At 73.8% G+C, this 16,622-nt stretch carries 17 protein-coding genes; 5 read left to right on the plus strand and 12 right to left on the minus strand.

The features are described from left to right. From IF30_RS0132930 to IF30_RS0132945, 4 genes are all read right to left on the minus strand, one after another. Nucleotides 1–823 (minus strand): hypothetical protein (locus tag IF30_RS0132930; RefSeq protein ID WP_063752888.1); only part of this gene is annotated, 823 nt, incomplete at its 3' end. Continuing rightward, complete coding sequence (locus IF30_RS0132935) at nt 820–1,890, minus strand: M20 family metallopeptidase (RefSeq protein ID WP_030245346.1); 1,071 nt, start codon at nt 1,888–1,890, stop codon at nt 820–822. The genes IF30_RS0132930 and IF30_RS0132935, both read right to left, overlap by 4 nt. Before the next feature lie 252 nt (nt 1,891–2,142). After that, nucleotides 2,143–3,168 (minus strand): dipeptidase, encoded by a 1,026-nt coding sequence (locus tag IF30_RS0132940; protein ID WP_030245348.1) that lies wholly within the window; start codon nt 3,166–3,168, stop codon nt 2,143–2,145. 81 nt (nt 3,169–3,249) lie between these two features. Next, nucleotides 3,250–3,552 carry a hypothetical protein gene (locus IF30_RS0132945; RefSeq protein ID WP_420791179.1) on the minus strand — a complete coding sequence of 101 codons (303 nt, stop codon included), beginning with the start codon at nt 3,550–3,552 and terminating at the stop codon, nt 3,250–3,252. On the opposite strand from IF30_RS0132945, the gene IF30_RS49845 reads away from it, so the two are divergent. After that, nucleotides 3,475–3,747, plus strand: coding sequence for a hypothetical protein (locus IF30_RS49845; protein ID WP_234322933.1), 273 nt, complete (start codon nt 3,475–3,477; stop codon nt 3,745–3,747). The genes IF30_RS0132945 and IF30_RS49845 overlap by 78 nt on opposite strands. 30 nt (nt 3,748–3,777) lie before the next feature. Here the strand turns inward: IF30_RS49845 and IF30_RS0132950 are convergent, their stop codons facing one another. From IF30_RS0132950 to IF30_RS0132960, 3 genes are all read right to left on the minus strand, one after another. Then, nucleotides 3,778–5,421 (minus strand): PucR family transcriptional regulator, encoded by a 1,644-nt coding sequence (locus tag IF30_RS0132950; RefSeq protein WP_030245353.1) that lies wholly within the window; start codon nt 5,419–5,421, stop codon nt 3,778–3,780. A 64-nt stretch (nt 5,422–5,485) separates the two neighbouring features. Continuing rightward, a complete protein-coding gene (locus tag IF30_RS0132955) occupies nt 5,486–6,235 on the minus strand; it encodes an aspartate/glutamate racemase family protein (RefSeq protein WP_030245355.1) in 750 nt (249 codons plus the stop codon). 372 nt (nt 6,236–6,607) lie between these two features. Beyond that, entirely contained in the window at nt 6,608–8,545 is a 1,938-nt protein-coding gene (locus IF30_RS0132960) for a BTAD domain-containing putative transcriptional regulator (protein ID WP_030245357.1), read from the minus strand. Nucleotides 8,546–8,682: 137 nt separating this feature from the next. Between IF30_RS0132960 and IF30_RS0132965 the strand changes: the two genes are divergently transcribed. Further along, complete coding sequence (locus IF30_RS0132965) at nt 8,683–9,561, plus strand: alpha/beta fold hydrolase (RefSeq protein ID WP_030245359.1); 879 nt, start codon at nt 8,683–8,685, stop codon at nt 9,559–9,561. A gap of 146 nt (nt 9,562–9,707) precedes the next feature. On the opposite strand, the gene IF30_RS0132970 is transcribed toward IF30_RS0132965, so the two are convergent. Both IF30_RS0132970 and IF30_RS0132975 read right to left on the minus strand, forming a co-directional pair. Further along, the gene (locus IF30_RS0132970; RefSeq protein ID WP_030245362.1) at nt 9,708–10,532 is read right to left on the minus strand and encodes a DUF1963 domain-containing protein; all 825 of its coding nucleotides are present in this window, start codon (nt 10,530–10,532) and stop codon (nt 9,708–9,710) included. Between the two features lie 170 nt (nt 10,533–10,702). Further along, a complete protein-coding gene (locus IF30_RS0132975; protein ID WP_030245364.1) occupies nt 10,703–11,692 on the minus strand; it encodes an alpha/beta fold hydrolase in 990 nt (329 codons plus the stop codon). A 140-nt stretch (nt 11,693–11,832) separates the two neighbouring features. Between IF30_RS0132975 and IF30_RS0132980 the strand changes: the two genes are divergently transcribed. After that, on the plus strand, nt 11,833–12,462 hold the full coding sequence (locus IF30_RS0132980) for a helix-turn-helix domain-containing protein (protein WP_030245366.1): 630 nt from the start codon (nt 11,833–11,835) through the stop codon (nt 12,460–12,462). A gap of 13 nt (nt 12,463–12,475) precedes the next feature. Here the strand turns inward: IF30_RS0132980 and IF30_RS0132985 are convergent, their stop codons facing one another. Beyond that, nucleotides 12,476–12,706, minus strand: coding sequence for a tautomerase family protein (locus IF30_RS0132985; protein WP_030245370.1), 231 nt, complete (start codon nt 12,704–12,706; stop codon nt 12,476–12,478). Nucleotides 12,707–12,741: 35 nt separating this feature from the next. Further along, complete coding sequence (locus tag IF30_RS0132990; RefSeq protein ID WP_030245373.1) at nt 12,742–13,524, minus strand: SDR family oxidoreductase; 783 nt, start codon at nt 13,522–13,524, stop codon at nt 12,742–12,744. A gap of 168 nt (nt 13,525–13,692) precedes the next feature. On the opposite strand from IF30_RS0132990, the gene IF30_RS0132995 reads away from it, so the two are divergent. Beyond that, the gene (locus IF30_RS0132995) at nt 13,693–14,601 is read left to right on the plus strand and encodes a helix-turn-helix domain-containing protein (RefSeq protein ID WP_030245374.1); all 909 of its coding nucleotides are present in this window, start codon (nt 13,693–13,695) and stop codon (nt 14,599–14,601) included. Between the two features lie 157 nt (nt 14,602–14,758). After that, nucleotides 14,759–15,025 carry a metal-sensitive transcriptional regulator gene (locus IF30_RS0133000; RefSeq protein ID WP_030245376.1) on the plus strand — a complete coding sequence of 89 codons (267 nt, stop codon included), beginning with the start codon at nt 14,759–14,761 and terminating at the stop codon, nt 15,023–15,025. A 526-nt stretch (nt 15,026–15,551) separates the two neighbouring features. On the opposite strand, the gene IF30_RS0133010 is transcribed toward IF30_RS0133000, so the two are convergent. Then, nucleotides 15,552–16,559: a 2-hydroxyacid dehydrogenase gene (locus tag IF30_RS0133010; protein WP_030245378.1), complete on the minus strand. Its 1,008-nt coding sequence runs from the start codon at nt 16,557–16,559 to the stop codon at nt 15,552–15,554. Nucleotides 16,560–16,622 lie beyond the last annotated feature (63 nt).

Consider the following 16,622-nt stretch of genomic DNA (forward strand, 5'->3'; position numbering starts at 1 on the left):
AGGCGGGGGTGGGAGGGCAGGTTGGGGTGGGAGGACACGTTGGGGCGGGGGTTCGTTGGACGACGTAGGAGCGGCGGTTGTGGAATCCGGTCACGCGGGCTCCGCCGACGAGCAGGCCGCCGAGGGTGTGGCGCAGGGCCAGCCGCCAGGCGCGGGCGGCGCCGGGGTCCTTTCGGCGCAGCGCCTCGATGTCGTCGGGGAGGTCGACGAGGACGGTGTCCGCGTCGGTGACGGTGCTCTCGGGGTGGCCGTCACGGTCGCGCAGCGCGTGCTCGGCGTCGGCGGGGACGGGCGCGAGCGGGCGTTGGCCACCGGCCGCGGCGACGACTCCGGGGTCGGTCAGCTGCCAGGCGGCCAGGACGCGGTCGGACTCGTCGCCTTCGTTGATGGCGTCGTCCATGGCGCCGTAGAACGACGGCAGGTACTCCTGGGGGCGGGCGCCGAGCTTGACGAGGTTGAAGTGGGCGTTGCGGCGGATCAGCGGGTCGTAGGTCCAGGTGATCTGCTGCAGGCCGCGGTCCAGGGCCCACTGGCGTTGGTGCAGTTTGAGTGCGAGGCCGATGCCTCGTCCTGCGGCGGCGCCGGTGATGTGGGAGTGCAGGGTGGTGCCGCCGGGAGCGGCGAAGAAGCCGATGGAGGCGCCGACCATCCGTCCGCCTTCGTAGGCGGCGGCCACGTAGTTGCCGGCGTGGGACAGGGCGCGCATGACTTCGACGGGGACGGGGCTGTTGCCGTCCTCGATGCCCCAGATGTCGGCGTACAGCCGGTCGACGGCGTGGAGATCGTCGAGGTGGTGGAGTTCGCGCACGTGCAGGCCGGTCATTGCGTCGCTCCGATGAGGTGGGCCAGCAGCCGGGCTCGTTCCGGCAGGTGGGCGGTGCGGACGTGCTCGTGGTCGGCGTGGGCGCCGTCGCCGACGGCACCGAGGCCGTCGAGGGTGGGGCAGCCGGTGCCGGCGGTGTAGTTGCCGTCGGATGCGCCGCCGACGGCGACTTGCCGCAGAGGGCCGTACCCGAGGCGGCTGGCGAGCCGGTCGGCGAGGGCGAACAGGTGGGCGGAGGCGGCGGCTTCCAGGGGTGGGCGGTTGGGGCCGCCGCTGATCGCGAGGCTCGCTCCGGGCAGGTGCGGGGTCAGGGAGCGGACGAGGCGGTCCACGGTGTCCTGCGCGGCGAGGGTGGGGACGCGGACGTCGATGTTGAGTTCGGCGCGGGCCGGGACGGTGTTGTTCGCGCTGCCCGCGGACATCAGGGTGGGGGTGAGCGTGGTGCCCTTTCCGGTGTCCGCGGCGATGGCGTCCAGAGCGAGGATCTGGTGGGCGAGTTCGATCGCCGCGTTGATGCCCTTCTCGGGTTCGAGGCCGGAGTGGGCCGCACGGCCGTGCACGGCCAGGTCGTAGCCGGACACGCCTTTGCGGCTGGTCTTCAGCGCCCCGCCGGGCCCGGAGGGCTCCAGGACGAAGGTGGCTGCGCACCGGCGGGCGAGGTCTTCGATGAGCCCACGGGAGGTGTCGGAGCCGGTTTCCTCGTCGCCGGTGACCAGGACGCAGACGCCGTCGAGCGAGGGCAACAGGGTGAGGGCGTGGAACATCTGCACCAGGCCGGCCTTCATGTCGAAGACGCCGGGGCCGCGGGCGATGCCGTTCTCGACGGCCCACGGGTGCGTGGCCAGGGAGCCGATCGGCCAGACGGTGTCGTGGTGGCCGAGCAGCAGGATCCGCGGCGCACCGAAGGTCCACTGGACGTGGGTGACGCCGCCGGTCACAAGGATCTGCGGTGGGGTGTCGAGCAGCCGGCCGCCCTGGGCCGCGACGGTGCGCGCGCTGCGGCCGACGGCCTCCAGGTCGGCGGAGTACGACTCGCAGGTGACGAGCTCTTCCAGGTCGGCCAGCATGGCGTCGAGGTCGGGTGTGCGGTCGGTGCACGGGGCGGGCGGTTCGAAGTCAACCGGCACGGGTGGTCCTCCAGACTGGGTCGATCACCACGGTAGGCAGCGCCGTGAGGTGGGAGTTCGTGGCCGGATCACAACCTGCGCGGCGGGTTCGTTCGCGCGTCCCAACTGCCGGTGGCCGGGGGGCGTAGGGGGAAAGGGAGGGTGCCCGGCGGCAGGGCCGGCCGGGCACCAGGGACAGCAGCGGTCGGGCGTTCAGCCCATGTGGTCCGCCATGAGGCGGCGCAGGTTACCGCCGAGGATCTTCAGGATGTCCTCCTCGGGCATGCCCCGGGCCACCAGCGCCTCGGTGACCAGTGGCATGCCGGCCGGGCCTTCCAGGCCGGGGAAGTCGAACACGGGATCCCCGTCGTCGAGGAATTCGCAGCAGGGCGGCGTGACGTCGGTGATGACCTCGCGCACGAAGTCCGCTCCGAGACCGACGTGGTCGGTCCCGGCGACGGCGGCGAGGTGCTCGATGTGGTCGACGATCCGGTCCGTGCTCACCTCGTCCTGCCGGTCGGTGAGGAAGTCCGGTACGAAGTTCACGCAGACCACACCGCCGGTCGCGGCCACGCCGCGGATCTGGGCGTCGGTGAGGTTGCGGTGGTGGTCGCGCAGCGCGCGGGCGCAGGAGTGGGTGGCGATCAGTGGCCGGGTGGCGAGTTCCAGGACGTGGGCCACGCCGCTCGCCCCGAGGTGGGAGACGTCGAAGAGCATGCCGAGGCGTTCCATCTCGCGGAGCGCCTCGACGCCGGGGGTGGTGAGGCGGCTGCCGGTGGCGTCCTCGCGGCTGCCGTCGGCCAGCGGGGTGCGGCCCCAGTGCGCGATGGAGGCGATCCGTACGCCGAGCCGGTACAGGGTGGAGAACAGTTCGACGGAGGCGTCGATGCCCGGGGCGCTCTCCAGGGCCAGTACGAGGGCGATCCGGTCCTGGGCGAGGGCGGCGTCGATGTCGGCTCCGTTCAGGCACAGGGCGACCTCGTCGTGGTTGGCCTCGGCGAGGACGTGGGCGCACTCGATCATCCGCAGGGTCTGCCGGAGGGCGCCTTCGGGGCGGTACTGGTCGTCGATGAAGACCGGCAGGACCTGCAAGTCGATGCCGCCTTCGCGCAGTTGCGGCAGCCACCGCTCACGGAAGAACGCGCCCCAGCGCTTCGGCGGGCGGGCGGCGACGGCCATCAGGAGGTCGTTGTGGGCATCCGCGACGACGGCGCGGTGGTGCAGATCCAGCGAGGACAACGGCGGGGCCTTTCGCGAGAGGGTCAGGGGGGCAGGGGTCCGGCGGGCCGCACGGGGGCGGTCCGCCGGGCCGACGGCGTGTCAGGCGCGGGCGAGGGTGGGGACGGCTTCGAGCAGGGCGCGGGTGTAGGCGTCCTCGGGGCGGGTGATGACGTCGTCGACGGGCCCCGCCTCGACGAGACGGCCGGCCCGCATGACGGCGACGGTGTCGCAGACGTAGCGAACCACGGCCAGGTTGTGGGAGATGAACAGCATGGTGAGGCCGAGTTCGGCCCGCAGGTCGCGCAGCAGGTTGAGGACCGCACCTTGCACGGACACGTCCAGGGCGGAGGTGATCTCGTCCGCGATCAGCACGTCGGGCCGGGCCGCCAGCGCCCGCGCGATGGCGACGCGCTGACGCTGGCCACCTTCTCCCCGAACGCCGCCCACGAGCGCGGCCTGCGCCGACTGGACGGGAAGGGCATCGAGCGGCTGTCCACCAAGGAGCTGTTCTACGACTGGGTGCGCACCATCGAGGCCGCCGAAGCCTTCCACGACGCCCACCCCGGCCTCGCCGTCCCGCCGGGCGTACGCATGTGACCCGGCCGGCCTCCGCCGGGGCGCGCTTCGCTAGAGGCGGGTCGCACCGTTGCGCGGACCGAGCAGCCGCAACTGGAGCATCGCGGCGAACCGGGCGGAGGGATCCTGCAGGTCGATCCGGCCGACCTCGGCGACCCGGCGGATGCGGTAGCGGAAGGTGTTGGGATGGACGAACACGCTGCCCGAGGCGGCGATGACGTCCCCGAACGCCTCCAGCCACGCCCAGAGGGTCTCCACCAGGTGCGCGTTGTGCTTGGCGTCGTAGGCGACCAGGCGGGCCAGCGGGCCCGCCAGCTCGTCGCGGTTGGCCGCCGCCAGGTCCTTCAACTCCAGCAGCAGCGCATCCGGGTACACGTCGGCGATCGACGCCACCTGCAGGTCGGGGCGGCTGGTGAACAGCACGCGCAGCGCCCGGTCGGCGTTGGTCCGCGAGCGGGCCAGCGCCGCGGGCTCCTCGGCCACCGAGCCGACCGCGATGACGGCGCCGGCGCGCTCCCCGGTGCGTTGCAGGAACTCCGTCCCGATCTGCACCGCGCGGTCACGGCCCCGGGCCGCGTCTCCCAGTACGGGCAGCAGGGCGTAGGCGGTCTCACCGAGCAGGGCGACGGCGGAGCGCGGATGCACGGCGGTGAGGTGGACGGCCAGGGCGCTGGTCAGGCGCTGGCGGTCGGCGGCGAGCTGGGCGTGGTCCTCGTCCGGCCGGTGGGCCAGTCCGAGGGCCATGACGAGCACCGCCTCCCCCGCCAGCCCCAGGCGGCCCAGGGCCTCGGCCGCGCCGGACCCGCCTTCCAGGGCGGTGGCGAGCAGATCGGCGCGCAAGCGGTTCTCGGCATCCGCCCCCGCTCGCACCCGCAGCATGTGCAGGGCCACCAGTTTGGCCGCCTCCTTGAAGGCGTTCTCCCGGGCCGGCGTGAGCGGCTCCCTCACCGCGGCCCACATCGACCCGAGGACCTCGTCGCCCGCCCGCACCGCGACCGCCACGCGCGGAATGGCCGTCTCGCCCTCGCTGATCGTCGCGGGAGCGATCTTGACCGGGTCCTCGCTGCGGTAGATCTCCTTGAAGACGCCGCGGCTCTCCAGGATGCGGACGTACCCGTCGGGCACCTGCCGGGCGAGGATGGTCGCCACCCGCGAGGAGTCGGCCTCGTCCTGCCGACCGGAGAACGCGAGGATCCGCTGGCGCCGGTCCTCGATCGTGACGGGGGCGTCCAGCAGTGTCGCCACGGCGTTGGCGAGCGCGAACAGGTCGCCGGAGGGCACCCCGCCGAGCGTGCTGCCGCTCTCCTCCCCCACGTCGCCCTCGGCCAGCAGGGTGCGCAGCATCGCCGCCAGCTGGGCCCACGAGGCGCCCGGAGTCAGCGAGAGCAGCGCCACCCCGGTCTCGTCCGAGGCCGCCCGCAGCACCGGATCGGCCGCGACGGGGCCGCGCACCACCAGCGCCGCGCTGCGGTGGATCCGCAACGCGGACAGCAGGGGGACGATCTCGTCCGCACCCCGTACGGCGGTGGCCAGGACGATGGCGGACGGCGGATACGACTGCTCGTCGTACGGGTCGTGGATCGCCACGCCGCTGATCTCCCGCACCGCACCCACATCGCCGTGGACCAGGTCGAGGAGCGTCGAGCCGAGGTCGTCCAGGACGCGGCTGAGGCTTTTCGGGGGGTGCGTCGGCATGTGGCTGATCATCTCCGCAGGCTAGGACTGCCGGAGCCCTGCACGTTCGTACGTGCCGACAAGGCTAACCACGGGTGCTCGTCGCCTCGGACGAAAGCTCCCGTGGGGATCGCCACAGCCGGGCGACGATCACGTCGACCAGGGCGTCGGTCGAGTCGACCAGCGGCAGCACCCGTGACGCCGGGCCACTGACCAGCGGGATCTCGGTGCAGGCCGCGACGACCGCCTGCGCGCCCTGCTCCTTGAGCAGCTCTGCGGCGCGGGCGATCCGCTGCTCCGCGCCGGACAGCCCCGCGCCGGCCTTCACCGTCCGGATCGCCGGGTCCACGCAGTCCCACTGCACCTCCGGCGGCACCTGGAGCACGTCGACGCCGAGCCGCTCCCCCGCCTGCTCGTAGAGCCGGGCCCGCCGGGTGCCGCGAGTGGCGAGGACGCCCACGCGCTCCACGCCCGGCGCCGTGCGGGCGGCTGCGGCCACGGCGGCCTCCACCATGTCCAGGACTTCGACGCCGACGGCCCGCGACACCTGGCCCAGGTAGGCGTGGGCCGTGTTGCACGGAACCGCGATGCAACCGGCCCCCGCCCGGCGCAGCCACCGCGCGCCCGCCACCATCGCCGGCACCGGCGACGGCCCGCCGCCCAGGAGCGCCGCCGTCCGGTCCGGCACCCGGGGATCGGCCCACATCAACACCGGCAGGTGCTCCTGGTCGGTGCCGGCCGGAGTGCGCTCGACGAGCCGGCGGTAGAAGTCGGCCGTCGCCAGCGGGCCCATGCCGCCGAGGACACCGAGGACAGGGGTTCGGACGTGGCTCAACGGATGCCGCCTCTCGGACTGGATGTGGCCCTGCCGATCCTGGCCGCCTCCACGGCCCGGCGGCTCGTCGTCGGCTCCAAAGCCCACCCGGGCCGTTCGGTCCGGGCGCCAAGGCGTGGGCCCGGCGCCGGGCGCCGCCGGTTCGCGACGGCACGGGCCGCTTCCGGTCCACGGGGACGAGAGCCCCGGGCACACCTGGGGGTCGTCCTCGGCCGACCGGTCAGGCCCGCTCGACGCAGAACAGCGGCGGTGTGAACGCAGCCCGGGACCGACGGACCGCGGTCGTCCCCGCCGTCCCGGGCACCGGGGCGCCGCCACCTCCGCGTACCGGGTCGAGGGCGCCGCCTCCGAGGACGGCCGGAAGAAGGGCGGTCACTCCATGTCGGCGCATGCCTCCGCCTCCGCCAGGTACCGCGCCACCGGCCCCAGCGTCAGCATCCCGCTCGCCCCGCCCGCCTGTTCGGTGCGGGCGGCACGCAGGGCCGTTGCCGCGCGGGCGGCGACCGGGCGCTCGCCGAGGCGGGCGGCGGCGTGGGCGGTCAGGCACCAGAGTGCCTCCTGCATGTGGTCGAGGGGCGGTTCGGGCGCCGTGGTCAGGGCGGTACGGGCCTCGTCGGGCCGGTCGCGGGCGAGCAGCACCAAGGGTTGGGTCCAGGGACGGTAGGGGCCCCAGTCGAGGGCGGGATCGGTGGGCGCGGGTCGGCCGTGCAGGAGGCGCAGGCCCAGCAAGGCGAGGGGGAACAGGCCCCGGTGCAGGCCCGGCATGCCCGCCGTCGCGGCGAGGGCGTCATCGGCGGCGCGGTAGTGGGCCGCGGCGGTGGCGGCGGTCGGTCCGCCGGGTTCGGTGCTGCGGGCGGCCGTGACCCGGGCCCGGAACCAGGCGGTGAGGACGGGGACGAGGGATGCCTCGGTGACGGCGGCGAGCTGCTCGGCGGCCTCGGCGTGCGCGGTCGCGGCGTCGAGGTCGCCGAGGGCGGAGGCGGACTGCAGGCGGATGAGCCGGCCGAGCACGGCGAAGTTCGGCAGCTCGTGCCTGGTGGCCAGGTCGAGGATCTCGGCGCCGACCACGTCCCGTCCCGCCGCGAGTCCGGGGCGGGTGAAGGACTGGAGGAACACGCCGTTGAGGGCGAAGGCCAGCAGGGCGGGATCACCCAGCTTCCGGGCCAGTGCCTCCGCTTCGCGTGCCGCCAGTCCGGCGCGCCTCGGTGCGGTGCCGGACAGGTCGGCGCTGCGGCTCTCGACCGCGACGGTGGCCAGCAGGCGGGCGCGCAGGTCGGCGGGGCCGTGGGGGCCGAGCGCGGTGAGCGTGCGCTCGGCCGCCTCGACGACCGCGCGCGACTGTTCGGGGTCGTCGGCCCGGCTCCAGAGCGCGGGCACGTCGTAGGCGCCTATGACGCGGGCGGTCAGGACGGTGTCCCCGGTACGCTCCGCCGCCCGGAGGGCGGCGAGGCGGTCGCGCCGCGAGTGGACGAGGGCGTCACCGCCCGCCAGGGCCAGGGTGCGGGCCAGTTCGACGGTGGTGCGCGGGCCGAAGCGGGCGTCGGTGGTCCACACGGTGCGCGGGGGCTGGAGCGTCGTGGCTCCGTGGAGGATGTCCGTCTCCAGGCGCCGGAGGTCGGCACCCGGGTCGAGCCCGAGCTGGTCCACGAGCATCGTGCGGGCGCGTCGGAGGGTGGCCAGTGCGTCTGCCTGACGGCCCGCCCGGTGCAGTGCGCGGGCCAGCAGTCCCCAGGCCGGCTCGCGCCAGGGGTGTTCGGTGACGTGGGCGCCGAGTTCGGCGACGAGTTCGGCTCCTGAACCGGAGTCGAGGAGGAGGCGGGCGCGCAGTTCCGTCCCCTCCAGTCTCAGTTCCTCCAGCCGGGTCCGTTCGCGCCGGGCCCACGCGGCGGCGGTCACGTCGGCGTAGGCCGGGCCGCGCCAGGCGGCGAGGGCCGCGTCGAGGTCGGTCAGCGCCTCGGGGGTGCGCCGGGCGCGAGCCAGGGCGTCCTCGAAGCGGTGGGCGTCCACATCGCCCCGCGGCAGGCACAGCGCGTAGCCGGGACCCTGCGTGATGAGGATGCGCGGCGGGGTGCGGGGCGGCCGGTCGGGTTCGACGGCGCGGCGCAGCGCGGCGACGAACGTACGCAACGCCCCCACGGCGCGCACCGGCGGTTCGGCCCACAGGTCGTCCACGAGGGTGTCGGTGGGGACCATCCGTCCTTCGGCGGCGACGAGCCGGGCGAGCACCTCGCGGTGGCGGGGTCCGCCCAGGTCGACCGGGGTGCCGTCGTCGCGGAGGGCCCGCACCGCGCCGAGTACGTCGATTCGCATACCCTCCATCTTCCGTGTCAGGGGCCGGCTGCGCCGAAGCGTACTGATCGGCTGCTGATCGCCGTCGCCCATGCTGGCCCGGTCAGTCCTCGGACCAAGGATTTCGCCGGTCCACCGACCCCAGGAAGGGGCCTTTCATGACGCTCACCATTCCCGGTTTCGACCGGGTCCGCCTGCCCGGCACGGACGGGGTGGAGCTGGCTGCCGCCGTCGGCGGCAGCGGAAGCCCGCTCGTGCTGCTGCACGGCTTTCCGCAGACCCACCTGATGTGGCGGCACGTCGCCGAGCGGCTCGCCGGCGAGCACACGGTGATCTGCCCGGACCTGCGCGGTTACGGCGCCAGCGACAAGCCGGCGGCCACAGGTCCCGAGGTGTACGCGAAGCGCACCATGGCCGCCGACGTGGTGGCCCTGGCGGCGGCACTCGGCCACGAGCGCTTCGCCTTGGTCGGCCACGACCGTGGTGCCCTGGTCGCCTTCCGGGCCGGCCTGGATCACCCGGAGACGCTCACCCACCTGGGCATCCTCGACGTCGTGCCGACGCTCGACATGTGGAACGTTCTGCACGGCGTCCCGGCGGCGGTCGGCTACCACCTGTATCTGATGGCGCAGCCGCCGGGCCTGCCGGAGACGATGATCGCCAACAGCGCGGACGCGTTCTTCGGCTCGTTCCTCGACGCCTGGGCGAACGACCCGACCGTCCTGCCGCCGGACGTGCGCGCCGAATACCTGCGGGCGAGCGCCGCCGCTGTGCCGTCGATCGTCGCGGACTACCGGGCCTCGGCGGGCATCGACGTCACCCACGACCAGGCGGACCTGGACGCCGGGTCGCAGCTGGCCATGCCCGTGACGGTGGTCCAGCAGGACTGGGGTGCCCAGTTGGGCTACGACGCCGCTGGGGTGTGGCGCGCGTGGGCGCCGGACCTGGACCACCGGCTGACCCGGGCCGGGCACTTCATGGCCGAGGAGTCGCCCGACGAGATCACGCGGGCGATCCGCGACCTGCTGCTCCGCTGAGCCCCGCCTGCCGCGCCTGCCGCGCCCCGGGCGACGCTCAGCAGGGCGCGGCAGCACTCAACGGGCGTACGGCCCGCCCCTCCCGGGGAGCGGGAGGGGCGGGCGGCCGATGGTTGCCGGGGAGCCGGTCGTCCCGGCCCGAACGGTCAGGCCATCTCCACGTAGCGGTGGACCCGGTCGAAGCGCCGGGCCGCTAGGTCCCGGTGGCGGGCCACCCAGTGGACCACGCCGGAGTCCAGTTCCGTGACGTCGTCGCCGCACCTCCAGGTGGCGAGGAGAGCCCAGTCGTCGGTGCCCTCTCCGTGGGCCGCGGCGCCGCCCCGCTCGGAGGGGCCGGCCTCCTCGGGATCACGGGCGTGGTGGACGGGGTCGTTCTGGGGCGAGACCGGATGACCTCCGACCTGCAGGTCCCAGGGAGGGCGGTAGCCGCCCACGTGCGCCCAGGCGTCGGCGAGTTCGTCGGCGAGTTCGAACTGCTCGTCCTCGGTGAACTCGCCCCATCTGTCGAGGGCGAAGCTCTCCGGCATCTGCGCACTCGGCTGGTGCCAGACCGTGCGGAGTTCACGTGGCCGGTACGGCTCGCGCCAGCCGGGTTCGAGGGGGCTCGGCACGGTCGGGATCCCGGCGGGGACGTACAGCACCGCGTCGGACACCTGCCTCCCGATGCCGTCCACTTCGACGCCGGAGAAGAAGAGCAGGCGGCCGTCGGAGGGGAGCGGGAGGCCGGTTGCGCCCGGCGGGAGCGCCGCGAGGTCGACGGAGGCCACGAACGGCTCGGACGGCTCCGGCACGCCGTGCGGCAGCAGGGGGACGCCGCCGATCCGGGCCACCAGGGGGCCGTCACCGCCCTCCGCCAGGTACACCGCCGGACGGCCGGCCCGGATCCATTCCTCCACCTCCTCCGGCGGCAGGCCTTGGGTGGCCGCCTCGGCCCGGAAGCGGTGCACTCTGTCCATGCTCGCGTCGGTCATCGAGTCATCCTAACGGGCCCCGGGCGGGCAGCGGCCGGCTCCAACTCGCCTGGATACGTGGGGATTCGGTGCTCCGGGCAGACCGCCGCGCGCGTGCCGCCAACGGCGGTACCGCCGGGGCTCCGCCTGCCCCGAAGGCATCGCCGAGACGCCCGGGTTGCCCGCCCGGTTCAGCTGGGGAGGGTGGCGAGCCAGTCGGTCAGCAGGCGGTTGACCTCGCCGGGGCGCTCCTGCTGGATCCAGTGGCCGCAGCCGTCCAGGAGGTGGGAGGCCGACAGGCCGGGGAGGGTGTCGGGATGGGCGTCGATGGCGTCGGACATCCAGGTGGTGGAGGCGTCCAGGGTGCCGCCGATGAACAGGCACGGCTGCTTGATCGGGGCTCCGCGGTGCGGGGCGAGGTCCTCCCAGTCCCGGTCCATGGTGCGGTAGCGGTTGAGCGCGCCGGTGAACCCCGTGCGCTCGAACTCCCCGGCGTAGACGTCGAGGTCGTCCTCGCTCAGCCATGCCGGCCGGACCCGGGTGGGGAAGCGGTCACGCAGTCGGCCGCCGCCCCGGGTGGCGAAGTGCGGGTCGGGCTCGCCCTGGGCGGGCATGGTGTCGGCGGACAGGGCCGCGTAGAAGCCTGCGAGCCAGCCCCGGACGTCGGGCTCGATCTCCGCCTCTGCGCGGCCGGGCTCCTGGAAGTAGGAGACGTAGAACTCCTGCTCGGGGCCGCCGATCCGGCGGAAGACGTCGGTGGGGCGGGGTCCGCCGGGCGGCGCGTAGGGGACGCTGAGCAGGGCGACCGCGCGGAAGACCTCCGGGTGGAGCAGGGCGGAGGCGGCGGCGATGTTGGAGCCCCAGTCGTGGCCGACGACCACCGCGGTCTCCTCGCCGAGGGCGCGCACGACGGCGACGTTGTCCGCCACCAGGTCGAGCATCCGGTAGGCGTCGGTCGCCTCCGGCTTGGAGGAGCGGCCGTAACCGCGCACGTCGATCGCCACCGCCCGGAAGCCGGCCGCGGCGAGCGCCGGGAGCTGGTGGCGCCAGGAGTACCAGGACTCGGGGAAGCCGTGCACGAGCAGGACCAGCGGCCCGGCGCCCTGCTCGGCCAGGTGCAGGCGCCCGGCCGGGGCCTCGACGGTGCGGTGGCGAAGCTCGGTGGGTGGCTGGGTCTGCATGGGGTTCTCCTCGGTTCGCGGGGGGACGCGGCTGCCCGTCGATCATGCGGCGCGGTACCCGCTCGCCGCGATCGCCCTTGCCGATCTGGCAAACTCGCAGGACAGGGCGGTGGAGCGGCACGGCACGAAGGAGGGCGAAGGTGGCGGTCGACGACGTGGGCGGCGCGCTGGCCGCGCTGGGGCCCCGGCTGCGAGCCGCGCGGGAGCACCGCGGCGCGACGCTCGCCGGTGTCAGCTGCGCGACGGGCATCTCGGCCAGCACGCTGTCCCGGATCGAGACCGGTCGGCGCCGACCCACCCTGGAGGTGCTGCTGCAGCTGTCCAAGGAGTACGACGTCTCCCTGGACGAGCTGACCGGCACGGCACCCGCCCCGGCGGCCGAGCCGCGCGGCAGGGCGCCGCTGAGCTTCGGCGACGACAAGGCGGTGCTGCCGTTGACGCGGTACGTCGGCGGCCTGCACGCCCACAAGCACGTCCTGCCCGCCGTCGAGGACCCGCCGGCCCGGCCCCGTCAGGTCTCCCACCACGGCCACGAGTGGCTGTGCGTCCTGTACGGACGGCTGTGGCTCGCCCTCGGCGGCCGGGACCTCGTCCTGACCCCCGGGGACGTCGCCGAGTTCGACACCCGGACCCCGCACGGGGTGGCGAATGCCGGCCCCGGCGGTCCGGTGGAGTACCTGGTCATGTTCGGGCCGCAGGGCGAGCGGCTGCGGCCGCGTACCCCTCCGGCCGCCGCTCACGGGGCCGGTGACGGACGGCCAGCCGAGTGAGCGGCGGGTGCGGTCAGGCGCCGCTGGCGTCGCCCGGTTCGGCCGCACCGAGCATGGCGAGGGTCAGCACGTTGCCGGAGATGCCCCAGCCGCCGTCGGCGACCTCTTCGACCAGCACCATGGTGTTGTTGCGGGCGCGCTCGCCGTAGATCTCGACGTACAGCTCGGTGGTGCGGGCGACGATCTCCTCCTTCTGCTTCGGGGTGAGGGTCTTCTCGGGGACCTTGAAGTTCGCGAAAGGCATGGCTTGCTGTTCCTTCTCTCGGTGGGTCGGGCGGTTCAGACGATTCCGCCGTTGGCGCGGACGACCTGTCCGTTGATCCAGTGGCCGGCCGGGGAGGCCAGGAAGGCGACGACCTCGGCGATGTCGGCCGGGGTTCCGAGGCGCTCCAGCGGGGGCTGGGCGGCCAGGCGCGCGATGGTCTGCTCGTCCTTGCCGTCCAGGAACAGGTCGGTGGCCGTGGGACCGGGCGCGACGGTGTTGGCGGTGACGTCGCGGCCCCGCAGCTCCCGGGCCAGGATCGGCGTCAGCGCCTCGACCGCGCCCTTGCCGGCGCTGTACGCGCCGTAGCCGGGGAAGGCCAGCGCCACCACGGACGTGGAGAACATCACGATCGCGCCGCCGCGCCGCACCCGGCGGGCGGCCTGCTGGACGACGACGAACGTGCCGCGGACGTTGGTGCGGTGCAGGTCGTCCAGGGCGGCCAGGTCCAGCTCGGCGATCGGCGCCAGGTGCATCCGCCCGGCCGTGTGGACGACGACGTCGACGCCGCCGAACTCCGCTTCGGCCGCGTCGAAGAGGGCCGCGACCGCGACTTCGTCGGCGACGTCGGCGCGCACGGCAATCGCCCGACCGCCCCCGTCGACGGCCTCCTTCACGGCTGCCTCGGCCTCGTCCCGGCTGCCGGCGTAGCCGACCACGACGGCGTACCCGTCGGCGGCCAGCCGACCGACGGTCCGGCGGCCGATGCCGCGCGAGCCGCCGGTGACGATCGCGACGCGGGGCGAGGCGGAGGGCCGGACCGCAGGAGCGGTGTCGACGGAGGAAGCGGGGATGGGCATGACTGACTCCTGTGGTGGATCGGGTCGGGCCGCGGCCTCGCCGTCGCCCTGCTGTGTCCACCACGATCGGCCGGTCCCCCACCCGTAGCCAGGGCTGCGTCCACCCAGGGGACGCCACCCCCTGGCTACGCTCTGGCCACGCTCCGGCGTACGGGCGACCATGGAGGCGTGAACCTTCCAGAACTCGGTGCCTTCCTAAGGACCCGCCGCGACCGCATCCGCCCCGCCGAGGTCGGCCTCCCCCAGGGCCCGCGCCGGCGCGTCCCCGGGCTTCGCCGCGAGGAAGTCGCCCAGCTGGCAGGCCTGTCGGCCGACTACTACACCGAACTGGAACGCGGCAGCGCGAAGAACGGCGTGCAGCCCTCGGCCCAGACCCTGGCCGCCCTCGCCCGAGCCCTGCGCCTGGACAACGACGAGCGCGACCACCTGTTCCACCTCGCCGAGCGGCCGGTCCCCCCGTCGGCACACGGGCCCTCGGCACACGTGCAGCCCGCGCTCCTCGGACTTCTGGACCGGCTGTCCAACACTCCCGCGCGCGTCATCACGGACCTGCACGAGACCCTGGTGGAGAACGACCTGGCCCGGTCCCTGCTCGGCAGGTCCCCAGCCCACCGCGGCCCGACGGCGAGCTTCGTGTACCGCTGGTTCACCGACCCGCAAGCGCGGGAGAGGTACCCGGTCGAGGACCACCCGCACCACTCCCGGGTGTTCGCTGCCGACCTCCAGGCGGTGGCCGCCCGACGCGGCCGGGACGCGGAGGTGACCAGGATGGTCTCCGTACTACGCCGCCGCAGCCAGGAGTTCGCGGCCCTCTGGGACACCCACGACGTCGCGGTGCGCCGCAGGGACCGCAAGAGGATCGTCCACCCCGCGCTCGGCATCATCGAACTCGACTGCCACAACCTGCTCAGCGAGGACGCACGCCAACGCCTGCTGTGGTTCACCGCACCGCCCGGAAGCCGGGGAGCCGAGCAGCTGGAACTGCTGTCCGTCATAGGGACCCAGGACCTGGACGTCACGGAGGGCAGCACGGCACCGGAAAGGTCGCCCGCAGCCGAATCCGGAGCGCAGCGCTGACCCGTACCGCAGAGGGGGCGGGGAACCGACGGTTCGCCACTGAGGCCCCGGTTGCCACGGAGGGTTGCGACGACGCGGAGCCGGCGCCCCGGGCCACATCCCCGCATATACCCCATGGGGTAAACTGGCGGACGGACGACACGCTGGAGGTATGCACATGCAGGTCGACGACGACGCGGTCGGCGCGGTCCTCAACCGCCTTCGCCGCGCGCAGGGCCAGCTCGCCGGCGTCATCGCGATGATCGAGGCCGGGCGCGACTGCAAGGACATCGTGACCCAGCTCGCCGCCGTCTCCCGCGCCCTCGACCGGGCCGGGTTCAAGATCGTGGCCAGTGGCATGCGCCAGTGCATGGCCACCGCCGACGGTGACGCGCCGCCGATGAGTGAGGCCGAGCTCGAAAAGCTCTTCCTGGCCCTGGCCTGACGCCCTGCCCGCCCACGGGCGGGGCGGTGGCGCGGTCCTGCGCGCTGCCGGTCTGCTCCTGCGCGCTGCCGGGCCGCCCGCCGGGGGCGCCGCGCCGGAGCGGGACGACATGTGACACGCAATTGGTTCGGCGCGGAACGCGACTTTCCCGGCGGTGTCGGCATACCCGACTGTATACCCTTCCGGGTATTTCGAGAGGTGAGTGATGGTTCGGGAAGTCGACCTCGGGGCGTTCGCCGCCGCCCGGGAGCAGGGCGCGTCCGTGCTCGACGGGCGCGAATCCTCGGCCATCCTCGCCTCCGTGGCCATCCTCGCCGACTGACCGGCCGGGCCGCCTGGCACACCCCGGCCTGGCTCGACCGGGTGTTGCCGAAGGTCACCTTCTCCCACGGGTGACCTCCCGCCACTCCCGGGCACGGCGATCGGCGGCGAGGGTGAGTGCCTGAACGAGAGGGTGCGGCCCTGGACGAGCGGGTGCGGCCCCGGACGGCCAGGGTGGGCACGGCCTCCCGTCGGGAGCGGCCTGTCAGCGAGCGGACGATGCCGGCGGCACGAGCGTGTTCTCGCCGGCCTGTCCGGCGAGGTAGTCCTTGACGTTCTCAGCGGTGGCGCCCACGATCTGGCCGACCGCGTCCTGGGTGAAGTACGCCTGGTGGGAGCTCAGGAGGACGTTGTTGAAGGTCATCAGCCGGGCGAGGGTGTCGTCCGTCATCACCTCCAGGGACTTGTCGAAGAAGAAGACCCCCGCCTCCTCCTCGTAGACGTCCAGGCCCACGCCGTCGAGCCGGCCCGCCCGCAGGGTCTCCACCAGGGCGTGAGCGTCGATGAGGCCGCCACGGCCGGTGTTGATCAGGATGGCGTCGTCCTTCATCAGGGCGAGCGCGTGCGCGTCCACGATGTGATGGGTGTCGGGTAGCAGCGGAAGGTGGAGGGTGAGCAGGTCGGACTCCGCGAAGAGCCGCTCCGGTGCGACGTACTCCATGCCCAGCGCCAGGCATTCGGGGTTCGGCGCGACGTCGTAGCCCAGCAGTCGCATGCCGAAGCCTGCGGCGATGCGGGCGAAGGCGGCACCGATCCTGCCGGTACCGAGGACTCCTGCCGTCCGGCCGTGGAAGTCGCGCCCCATCAGGCCGGTCAGCCGGAAGTCGAACTCGCGCGTGCGGTGGACGGCTCGGACGACCCTTCGGTTGGCGGCGAGGGCCAGGGCCCAGGCGAACTCGGCGACCGAGTACGGGGAGTAGGACGACACCCGGTACACCGCCAGGCCCAGCTCCGCCGCCACCCGCAGGTCGATGTTGTTGTAGCCGGTGGCACGCTGGGCGATCATCCTGGTTCCGCCGTCGGCGAGGGCCCGCAGGACCTCCTCGTCGAGCACGTCGTTGACGCTGCTACACACGATCTCGTAGCCGGCTGCGGTGGCCACGGTGTCCCGGTCGAGGCGAAGCTCCAGGCAGCGGAGGCTGTGCCGCTCCTCGAACGCCCCTTCCAGCAGCATGCGTTCGTCGGCGAGCACGCCGTATGCGACGATCTCCACCATCTCGTCCTCCACAAGTGGCGTCCCCCATCGGGGAGATCAACCGGTCGACACCGAACCCCG

Source organism: Streptomyces sp. NRRL S-350, from assembly GCF_000719705.1.
In the GTDB taxonomy this organism is placed as follows: domain Bacteria; phylum Actinomycetota; class Actinomycetes; order Streptomycetales; family Streptomycetaceae; genus Kitasatospora.